At 60.8% G+C, this 10,455-nt stretch carries 3 protein-coding genes and 3 rRNA genes; all 6 read left to right on the top strand.

Going from position 1 to position 10,455, the window contains the following annotated elements; all coding sequences use genetic code 11:
• Positions 1 to 403: 403 nt before the first annotated feature.
• The 6 genes from MNQ99_RS18210 (at position 404) to MNQ99_RS18185 (ending at position 10,440) form a co-directional block, all read left to right on the top strand.
• A 16S ribosomal RNA gene (locus tag MNQ99_RS18210) occupies positions 404 to 1,927 on the top strand.
• A gap of 480 nt (positions 1,928 to 2,407) precedes the next feature.
• A 23S ribosomal RNA gene (locus tag MNQ99_RS18205) occupies positions 2,408 to 5,535 on the top strand.
• Between the two features lie 177 nt (positions 5,536 to 5,712).
• Positions 5,713 to 5,829, top strand: a 5S ribosomal RNA gene (gene rrf / locus MNQ99_RS18200).
• Together the 16S, 23S and 5S rRNA genes form the textbook arrangement of a ribosomal RNA operon.
• A 111-nt stretch (positions 5,830 to 5,940) precedes the next feature.
• A complete protein-coding gene (locus tag MNQ99_RS18195; RefSeq protein WP_241913985.1) occupies positions 5,941 to 7,332 on the top strand; it encodes a pyridoxal phosphate-dependent decarboxylase family protein in 1,392 nt (463 codons plus the stop codon).
• Positions 7,333 to 7,509: 177 nt separating this feature from the next.
• Positions 7,510 to 8,316 carry a carbon-nitrogen hydrolase family protein gene (locus MNQ99_RS18190; RefSeq protein ID WP_241913984.1) on the top strand — a complete coding sequence of 269 codons (807 nt, stop codon included), beginning with the start codon at positions 7,510 to 7,512 and terminating at the stop codon, positions 8,314 to 8,316.
• A gap of 588 nt (positions 8,317 to 8,904) precedes the next feature.
• Entirely contained in the window at positions 8,905 to 10,440 is a 1,536-nt protein-coding gene (locus MNQ99_RS18185; protein ID WP_277883570.1) for a sugar transferase, read from the top strand.
• Positions 10,441 to 10,455: the final 15 nt, after the last annotated feature.

Here is a 10,455-nt window from a genome sequence, read left to right as displayed (position 1 = left end):
TCTGAGTCGCTGCTGCTGAAGCAGACAAAACAGCGGCCAAACCCCTTCAAAATACGCCAGGTTCTGGTGCGTTTTACGCGCCTCTGGGGGGGACTTGTTTGGGGGCCGGGATTCGGACCTGAATCCGCCGGAAACGGCGATTTGCAAAGGTCGCGGGAACCGGGTAAGTTAGAAAAGTTGCTCCGGAGCGATGGAGGGCCTGTGAGGGTCGTCTTGGTGCCGGGTGCTCCTGTTGTTTGAGAACTCAATAGTGTGCCAAGTTTGTTGATACCAATTATTTATTGGTTGAAGTGCCGTGGCGTGCCGCCCCTGTGGTGTGTCGCGGTTTTATCAGCCTGGTTTGAATTTAGTGCAGTGTCTTTGGTCGTTTTCCCGGCCTTTGGTGCTGTGTCTGTTTGAAACATTAACGGAGAGTTTGATCCTGGCTCAGGACGAACGCTGGCGGCGTGCTTAACACATGCAAGTCGAACGATGATCCGGTGCTTGCACCGGGGATTAGTGGCGAACGGGTGAGTAACACGTGAGTAACCTGCCCTTGACTCTGGGATAAGCCTGGGAAACCGGGTCTAATACCGGATATGACCTGTCACCGCATGGTGGTGGGTGGAAAGATTTTTTGGTCTTGGATGGACTCGCGGCCTATCAGCTTGTTGGTGGGGTAATGGCCTACCAAGGCGACGACGGGTAGCCGGCCTGAGAGGGTGACCGGCCACACTGGGACTGAGACACGGCCCAGACTCCTACGGGAGGCAGCAGTGGGGAATATTGCACAATGGGCGCAAGCCTGATGCAGCGACGCCGCGTGAGGGATGAATGCCTTCGGGTTGTAAACCTCTTTCAGCAGGGAAGAAGCGAAAGTGACGGTACCTGCAGAAGAAGCGCCGGCTAACTACGTGCCAGCAGCCGCGGTAATACGTAGGGCGCAAGCGTTGTCCGGAATTATTGGGCGTAAAGAGCTCGTAGGCGGTTTGTCGCGTCTGCTGTGAAAGCCCGGGGCTCAACCCCGGGTCTGCAGTGGGTACGGGCAGACTAGAGTGCAGTAGGGGAGACTGGAATTCCTGGTGTAGCGGTGAAATGCGCAGATATCAGGAGGAACACCGATGGCGAAGGCAGGTCTCTGGGCTGTAACTGACGCTGAGGAGCGAAAGCATGGGGAGCGAACAGGATTAGATACCCTGGTAGTCCATGCCGTAAACGTTGGGCACTAGGTGTGGGGGACATTCCACGTTTTCCGCGCCGTAGCTAACGCATTAAGTGCCCCGCCTGGGGAGTACGGCCGCAAGGCTAAAACTCAAAGGAATTGACGGGGGCCCGCACAAGCGGCGGAGCATGCGGATTAATTCGATGCAACGCGAAGAACCTTACCAAGGCTTGACATGGGCCGGACCGGGCTGGAAACAGTCCTTCCCTTCGGGGCCGGTTCACAGGTGGTGCATGGTTGTCGTCAGCTCGTGTCGTGAGATGTTGGGTTAAGTCCCGCAACGAGCGCAACCCTCGTTCCATGTTGCCAGCGCGTAATGGCGGGGACTCATGGGAGACTGCCGGGGTCAACTCGGAGGAAGGTGGGGACGACGTCAAATCATCATGCCCCTTATGTCTTGGGCTTCACGCATGCTACAATGGCCGGTACAATGGGTTGCGATACTGTGAGGTGGAGCTAATCCCAAAAAGCCGGTCTCAGTTCGGATTGGGGTCTGCAACTCGACCCCATGAAGTCGGAGTCGCTAGTAATCGCAGATCAGCAACGCTGCGGTGAATACGTTCCCGGGCCTTGTACACACCGCCCGTCAAGTCACGAAAGTTGGTAACACCCGAAGCCGGTGGCCTAACCCCTTGTGGGAGGGAGCCGTCGAAGGTGGGACCGGCGATTGGGACTAAGTCGTAACAAGGTAGCCGTACCGGAAGGTGCGGCTGGATCACCTCCTTTCTAAGGAGCTTCCTCGAACCGTTCCCAACACGCCACTGTGCGGGTTGGGTGGTTTGCAGGGCAAGCCCGTTGCGGACACGCAAGTTGTCCGGCGGGTGCTCATGGGTGGAATATCAACGGATTCGGTGTTGTCCGCGGTTCTCCGCATGCCAGTACGGTGCCCCTTTCGGGGGGTGCTTGGAACGTGTGGGGTGGGTCGTGGGGGGCGTCTTTTGGCACACTGTTGGGTCCTGAGGCAACAGGATCTTTGTCTTGCAGCGATGCGAGGTGGGGGCCGGTTGGTTTCCTCTTGTTCCCGCATTTTTCCGGTGCCGTGCACGTTGTGTGTGTGGTGTTGGTGGGTGACGGGGTTGTTGTTTGAGAACTACATAGTGGACGCGAGCATCTTAAAGCAATTTTTTTGATGAACCTGGTTTGGTCCCACTCCTTTTTGGGGTGTGGCTGTCCTGGTTCTCTCGAATAGCTGATTTTGATCTTTGTGGTCAAGTTTTTAAGAGCACACGGTGGATGCCTTGGCATCAGGAGCCGAAGAAGGACGTGGGAATCTGCGATAAGCCTGGGGGAGTTGATAACCGAACGGTGATCCCAGGATGTCCGAATGGGGAAACCCCGCCCGGCGCGCGAGTGACCGGGTGACCCGTACCTGAACACATAGGGTGCGTGGAGGGAACGCGGGGAAGTGAAACATCTCAGTACCCGCAGGAAGAGAAAACAACAGTGATTCCGTTAGTAGTGGCGAGCGAACGCGGAAGAGGCCAAACCGGTCCATGTGTGATAGCCGGCGGGCGTTGCATGGCCGGGGTTGCGGGACTTTCCGCTGCTGTTCTGCCGGACAGCGAAAGTGAGTGCGTGCGTATAGGTGAACGGTCTTGAAAGGCCGGCCGGAGAAGGTGTAAGCCCTGTAACCGTAATGCGTGACGCCGCTTGGAGAGTATCCCAAGTAGCACGGGGCCCGAGAAATCCCGTGCGAATCTGCCAGGACCACCTGGTAAGCCTGAATACTACCTGATGACCGATAGCGGACAAGTACCGTGAGGGAAAGGTGAAAAGTACCCCGGGAGGGGAGTGAAACAGTACCTGAAACCGTGTGCTTACAATCCGTCGGAGCAGCCTTGTAGCTGTGACGGCGTGCCTTTTGAAGAATGAGCCTGCGAGTTAGTGTTACGTCGCGAGGTTAACCCGTGTGGGGAAGCCGTAGCGAAAGCGAGTCTGAATAGGGCGATGCAGTGGCGTGATCTAGACCCGAAGCGGAGTGATCTACCCATGGCCAGGTTGAAGCGCGTGTAAGAGCGCGTGGAGGACCGAACCCACTTCAGTTGAAAATGGAGGGGATGAGCTGTGGGTAGGGGTGAAAGGCCAATCAAACTCCGTGATAGCTGGTTCTCCCCGAAATGCATTTAGGTGCAGCGTTGCGTGTTTCTTGCCGGAGGTAGAGCTACTGGATGGCCGATGGGCCCTACAAGGTTACTGACGTCAGCCAAACTCCGAATGCCGGCAAGTGAGAGCGCAGCAGTGAGACTGTGGGGGATAAGCTTCATAGTCGAGAGGGAAACAGCCCAGACCACCAACTAAGGCCCCTAAGCGTGTGCTAAGTGGGAAAGGATGTGGAGTTGCCCAGACAACCAGGAGGTTGGCTTAGAAGCAGCCACCCTTGAAAGAGTGCGTAATAGCTCACTGGTCAAGTGATTCCGCGCCGACAATGTAGCGGGGCTCAAGTACACCGCCGAAGTTGTGGCATCAGCGTATATATCCAAGCCTTCGTGGTTCAGGAGCGCTGGTGGGTAGGGGAGCGTCGTGTGGGCAGTGAAGCTGCGGCGGAAGCCAGTGGTGGAGCCTACACGAGTGAGAATGCAGGCATGAGTAGCGAAAGACGGGTGGGAAACCCGTCCGCCGAATGATCAAGGGTTCCAGGGTCAAGCTAATCTGCCCTGGGTAAGTCGGGACCTAAGGCGAGGCCGACAGGCGTAGTCGATGGACAACGGGTTGATATTCCCGTACCGGCGAAAAACCGCCCATGCCAATCCGGTGATGCTAACCGCCCTAACCGTTCATCCGTGCCCTTCGGGGCCAGTATGGGCGGGGCGCGCGGGACCCGATCCGGGGAGGTAAGCGTATTAACAGGTGTGACGCAGGAAGGTAGCCGAGCCGGGCGATGGTAGTCCCGGTCCAAGGATGTAGGGTGAACGGTTGGCAAATCCGCCGTTCGTGAAGCCTGAGACCTGACGGGACCCCCGTATGGGGGGATTCGGTGATCCTATGCTGCCGAGAAAAGCATCGACGCGAGGTTTTAGCCGCCCGTACCCCAAACCGACACAGGTGATCAGGTAGAGAATACCAAGGCGATCGAGAGAATTATGGTTAAGGAACTCGGCAAAATGCCCCCGTAACTTCGGGAGAAGGGGGGCCCGGACCGTGAAGAAGCCTTGCGCTTCGGGAGCGGGTAAGGGCCGCAGAGACCAGGGGGAAGCGACTGTTTACTAAAAACACAGGTCCGTGCGAAGTCGCAAGACGATGTATACGGACTGACTCCTGCCCGGTGCTGGAAGGTTAAGAGGACCTGTTAGCCCCCTCGGGGGCGAAGCGGAGAATTTAAGCCCCAGTAAACGGCGGTGGTAACTATAACCATCCTAAGGTAGCGAAATTCCTTGTCGGGTAAGTTCCGACCTGCACGAATGGAGTAACGACTTCCCCGCTGTCTCAACCATAAACTCGGCGAAATTGCACTACGAGTAAAGATGCTCGTTACGCGCAGCAGGACGGAAAGACCCCGAGACCTTTACTATAGTTTGGTATTGGTGTTCGGTGTGGCTTGTGTAGGATAGGTGGGAGACTGTGAAGCCCGGACGCCAGTTCGGGTGGAGTCATCGTTGAAATACCACTCTGGTCACTCTGGACATCTAACTTCGGCCCGTAATCCGGGTCAGGGACAGTGCCTGATGGGTAGTTTAACTGGGGCGGTTGCCTCCTAAAGAGTAACGGAGGCGCCCAAAGGTTCCCTCAGCCTGGTTGGCAATCAGGTGGCGAGTGTAAGTGCACAAGGGAGCTTGACTGTGAGAGCGACAGCTCGAGCAGGGACGAAAGTCGGGACTAGTGATCCGGCGGCACATTGTGGAATGGCCGTCGCTCAACGGATAAAAGGTACCTCGGGGATAACAGGCTGATCTTGCCCAAGAGTCCATATCGACGGCATGGTTTGGCACCTCGATGTCGGCTCGTCGCATCCTGGGGCTGGAGTAGGTCCCAAGGGTTGGGCTGTTCGCCCATTAAAGCGGTACGCGAGCTGGGTTTAGAACGTCGTGAGACAGTTCGGTCCCTATCCGCTGCGCGCGCAGGAAATTTGAGAAGGTCTGTCCTTAGTACGAGAGGACCGGGACGGACGAACCTCTGGTGTGTCAGTTGTACTGCCAAGTGCACCGCTGATTAGCTACGTTCGGATTGGATAACCGCTGAAAGCATCTAAGCGGGAAGCCGGCTTCAAGATGAGATTTCCATCCCCTTCGGGGGGAGAGGACCCCAGCCAGACCACTGGGTTGATAGGCCGGATGTGGAAGCGAGGACGAAAGACTCGTGGAGCTGACCGGTACTAATAGTCCGACAACTTACACCACACCACCCCTGCGGGTGGGTGATCAAAAGCATGCTACGCGTCCGCTATGTGGTTCCCAGACAACAACCCGTTGTCCCCAGGGGAACAAAACACAACTGAATACAAGTTCCAAGCACAAGCTTGTAGCCACAGATTTGCCGCCACACACCCCCAGGGGTGCCGGGCGTGCACGAAGGGTTACGGCGGTCATAGCGTGGGGGAAACGCCCGGTCCCATTCCGAACCCGGAAGCTAAGGCCCACAGCGCCGATGGTACTGCACTCGGGAGGGTGTGGGAGAGTAGGTCACCGCCGGACATTCTTTCAAAAGGGAAGGCCCCGCCAACGACGGCGGGGCCTTCCCCCGTTAACCCACCAATGCTGGCAGCCCCTGTCGCAAGCTTGGCCCGCTGGCGTAGCATGCACGTCATGGGGGATGACGAACTGCTCCGCCGCACGGCCGAACTTGCTGCCGACTATCTGCGGTCGCTGCCGGAACGCCCGGTCAAAACGGGAATGGACGTAGCCGAGTTGCGCCGGGAGCTGGTGGGTCAACTGCCGCAGCGGGGCGAGGACCCGCGGAAGGTCATTGAACACCTGGCCGACGTCGGCGGGCGGGCAGCTGTGGCGATGGCCGGCCCACGCTATTTCGGCTTCGTGATTGGCGGCGCCCAGCCCGCGGCACTTGCCGCCGACTGGCTGACGTCCACGTGGGACCAGAATGCCGGACTGTATGTAGCCGGCCCGGCCGCATCGGTGGTGGAAGAGGCAGTGGGCCAGTGGCTGCTGGACCTGTTCGGCCTGCCGCTGGACTGCGGCTTCGGGCTGGTCACCGGCTGCCAGATGGCCCACTTCACCTGCCTGGCTGCGGCACGGACAGCAGTGCTGGAACGTGCCGGCTGGGATGTGATCAGCGACGGGCTTTTCGGCGCACCGGAGATCGCCGTCGTTGTTGGAGAAGAAGCCCACAGCACCGTGTTGTCGGCCTTGCAGTACTTGGGGCTGGGGCGCCGCCGCATTCACCTGGTGGACACGGACGAGCAGGGCCGGATCACGCTGGAAGCACTCGACGCCGTGCTGGAACGGATCCCCGAGGGTCAGCCGCTGATCGTGAACCTGCAGGCCGGCAACGTAAACACCGGTTCGTTTGATCCCCTCCGGGCGGCTTTGGAGCGCGTGCAACGGCGGGACGGCGCCTGGGTGCACGTGGACGGCGCCTTCGGACTGTGGGCCACCGCGAGCCCAGAGCTCCGGCACTTGCTGGACGGCGTGGAGCTTGCGGATTCGTGGGCCACCGACGCGCACAAGTGGCTCAACGTTCCCTATGACTCAGGTGTCGCCATTGTCCGCGACTCCGATGTGCACCAGCGCACCATGTCCCCGCCGCATGCGGCCTACCTTGAGTACGGGCAGGAGCGGGACGAGGTGGCCTGGGTGCCGGAGTTCTCCCGGCGCGCCCGCGGTTTCCCGGCCTACGCCGCGCTGCGGACCCTTGGCCGCGACGGAGTGGCGGACCTCGTGGGGCGCTGCTGTTCGCTGGCAGCTCGGATGGCCGGGCAACTGGCTGGAGCAGACGGCGTCCAGATCCTCAACGACGTAGTGCTCAACCAGGTGCTGGTCCGGTTCACGCCGGAGGACGGCTCCGACCCGGACGAGTTCACCCGTGAAGTAGTCCACCGGGTACAGGAGGACGGGACGCTCTGGCTCTCCGGCACCACCTGGCACGGGATGGCGGCGATGCGGATCAGCGTCAGCAACTGGTCCACCACCGAAGCGGACGCCGACCGAAGCGTAGAGGCCATCCTGCGCTGCGCGCAGTGATGCTGGCCGAGAAGCCCGGGCGCACCGCCGTCGTGCCGGCGGGATCCGGAAGGCGGCCGCCGCGCTCGACCCGGCGCACCGCCGTCGTACTCTGAATGCAACGTTCCCACCTGCGCCGATGAGTTGACCTTAGGTAGGCTGGAAGGACACACGCCGCCAGCAAGACGGGAGCGCATCATGAAGATCAGCGTCGGACAGCTCAACCCCAGCGGGGAGATGTCGGAGAACCTTGCGACGGTGCGCTCGCTTGCGGAAGAGGCCAAGGCCGACGCCGCGGAACTGATTGTGTTGCCGGAAGAATCGATGTTCACTGTGCGGCATGTGCAGGGCGATCTGGCCGCTGCCGTGGACGCAAACTGGACCAAGTTCGTGCAGCAGCTGTCCTTCATCGCTGCTGAGGTCGGCATTGCGATCATCGCGGGCGGCTACGAATCCAGCGGCGAGGAGCGGCCGTACAACACGCTGGTGATCGTGGACTCCAACGGCCGGATTGTGGACACCTACCGCAAGCTGCACCTGTACGATGCCTTCTCCTACCAGGAGTCCAAGCGGATCAAGCCCGGGGACGGCGGCCTGAAGATCGTGCAACTGGGGGAACTGAACATCGGCGTGCTCACCTGCTACGACCTGCGCTTCCCCGAGCTGGCGCGGGCGCTGGCCTCGCAAGGGGCGGACCTGCTGTGCGTGCCGGCCGCCTGGTTCAAGGGCGATCACAAGATTGAGCACTGGGAAACGCTGCTGCGCGCCCGCGCCATCGAGAACACCTGCTGGGTGGCCGCGGCGGGGACCTCGAGCACCAACACCGTGGGACATTCGGCGATCCTGGACCCGATGGGGATCCCGGTGGCTTACCTGGACGACGAACCGCGCGGCGTGGTCACCGTCGACGTGACCCGGCGCCGGATCGACGAAGTACGCGAATTCCTGCCCGTGCTCAAGAACCGCCGGCTCGCCAGCACGGTGGAGATTGTCCCGGCGCACTGACGCCGGGAGAGAGCACAGCTATGCCGGCCACGCGATGTCAGCGCCCGGCAAGCGGTGGTGGACAGTTGCCATCATCACCGTGTCCATAGTCCATTCACCGGGACGTTGTCCGCCGCCGAGTCTGGCTCTATCGCCGAGGACCGGACCCTCTACGCCGCCTTGCTGGACCGAGGGCCGGCCACCCGCCCTGCTGGCGGCGTGGGGGATGTCGTTGAAGCCGGCCGCTGCCGGGCAAGTGCCGGTAGGACGTGAGGATCTGCGCGCACGCATTCGGCAGGGTTTGCTACGCGTGGCGGGCCGCCGAGGGCCGGCTGAACGCCGCGGCGCCGGGTATGGACGCCTACCAGTCCGGCCCGGTGTAGAGGCCTGGCCCGACGACTTGACCGCTGACAGATGACGATCTGTCAGCGGTAGCTCGAGAGCGGAGAGAGCCACTGTCCGGGGCGGTCCCGGAGCAGATTAAGCCACTCTGGGAGCAGCTTAAGACTGCGATGGGCCAGATCCCTGTCACGCGTTACCCCTAGGGTTTATCCAAGAAGCGGTTGATAAACGTAAAGGAGTTCTCATAGGCAACTAGAGAGGCTCTTCGTGGAAACGGCAGCGACGAAAATACCGCTCGGAGGTCAAAGCACCGCCAGCAGGAGCATCAGCGTCTCCCAGCGCGAGCTCGATAGCCGTCGTGCGACCGGCGGGGACGAGCGTTCCTGGGGCAGGGATTTGCGGTTTCGCTTGCTGCTGACCGACGCGTTGGTGATCGGGGCGTCAGTGGTGCTGGCCCAGATACTCTGGCTGGAACTGCCCGGCCATCACGTTCTGGTTGCTGGACTCGGCATTCCGTACACGGCGGTCACGGCCGTCTTGGGATTTGTCTGGCTGATTGCGCTGGGCACCAATCAGAGCCGTTCGGTGCCCATGCTGGGCTCGGGAACCGACGAGTACCGGCGGGTCATCGAGGCGACGTTCAGCGTGTTCGGCCTGTTCGCTGCCTGCGCGATGTTGCTGAAAATCGACCTTGCCCGCGGCCTGCTGGCCGTCGCCCTTCCGTTGGGGCTCTTCGCGCTGCTGGCGACGAGGCACCTCTGGCGCCTATGGCTGCGCGGCCAGCGCTCCCTGGGAGCATACAGCGAGCGGGCTTTGCTGGTGGGGAGGACAGCGGACGTCGCATTCGTAGCGGAGCGCATACTGAAGGCTCCGGATGCAGGCTACCGCTTGGTTGGTGCCGCCATCAGTGCCGCACAGGGGGAGAACGAAGCCTCTAGCCTCTCCATTGGACGTGCGCACAGCATTCCCGTCATCGCCGATCCGGATAACATTGTCGAGGCAGTGAACCGGCACAACATCGACGCGGTCATCATCGCGGGCACGGACGAGAGCAGGACGGCGCTGCGAGAGCTGGGCTGGGCCCTAGGCGAAACCGGAACGGTGTTGGTCGTAGCAAGCAATGTCGGAGACATCTCCGGCCCGCGCATCAACTGGCGGCCGGTCGAGGGGCTTCCCTTAATGCGTATCAGCCTGCCGGCGTTCGAGGGCTCCAAATATATCCTGAAGCGCGCTTTCGACGTCCTTACCACCGGCGTCGGTCTGCTGTGCGTCCTTCCGCTGATGCTGCTCGTTGCCATCGCGATCAGACTGGACAGCGCCGGACCCGTCTTCTTCAGGCAGGAGCGTATCGGATTGAACGGCAAGCCGTTCTGGATCCTGAAGTTTCGCTCCATGTACACGGACGCGGACAAGGACGTGGCCGGAGTGCTTGATTCAGGAATGCGTGTTTTCTACAAGGCCAAGTGTGATCCACGGATCACTAAGGTGGGCGCGTTCATCCGGAAGTACTCGCTCGACGAGCTTCCGCAGCTGTGGAACGTCCTGCGGGGGGACATGTCCCTGGTGGGCCCGCGGCCGCAGATAAACGAGGAAGTGGCGCTCTACGACTCGGCCATGAACCGGCGCTTGTTGGTCAAGCCCGGAATCACCGGCCTGTGGCAGGTCAGCGGCCGCAGCGACCTTGACCTAAATGAGAGCGTCCGCCTGGACCTGTACTACACGGAGAACTGGTCGCTGGCCGGGGACTTAACCATCATCATGCGGACTGTCAGGGCCGTAGCGAAGGGCAGTGGAGCTTACTAAGCCCGCCGCCTACTG

The sequence above is a fragment of the Arthrobacter sulfonylureivorans genome (genome assembly GCF_022637435.1).
Classification (GTDB): Bacteria; Actinomycetota; Actinomycetes; order Actinomycetales; family Micrococcaceae; genus Crystallibacter; species Crystallibacter sulfonylureivorans.
This window is presented reverse-complemented; position numbering and strand designations above follow the sequence as displayed.

Excerpts from the sequence above, each read along its gene's own strand:
- MNQ99_RS18195 (WP_241913985.1), top strand. The coding sequence starts at position 5,941 with ATGGGGGATGACGAACTGCTCCGCCGCACGGCCGAACTTGCTGCCGAC.
- MNQ99_RS18190 (WP_241913984.1), top strand. The coding sequence starts at position 7,510 with ATGAAGATCAGCGTCGGACAGCTCAACCCCAGCGGGGAGATGTCGGAG.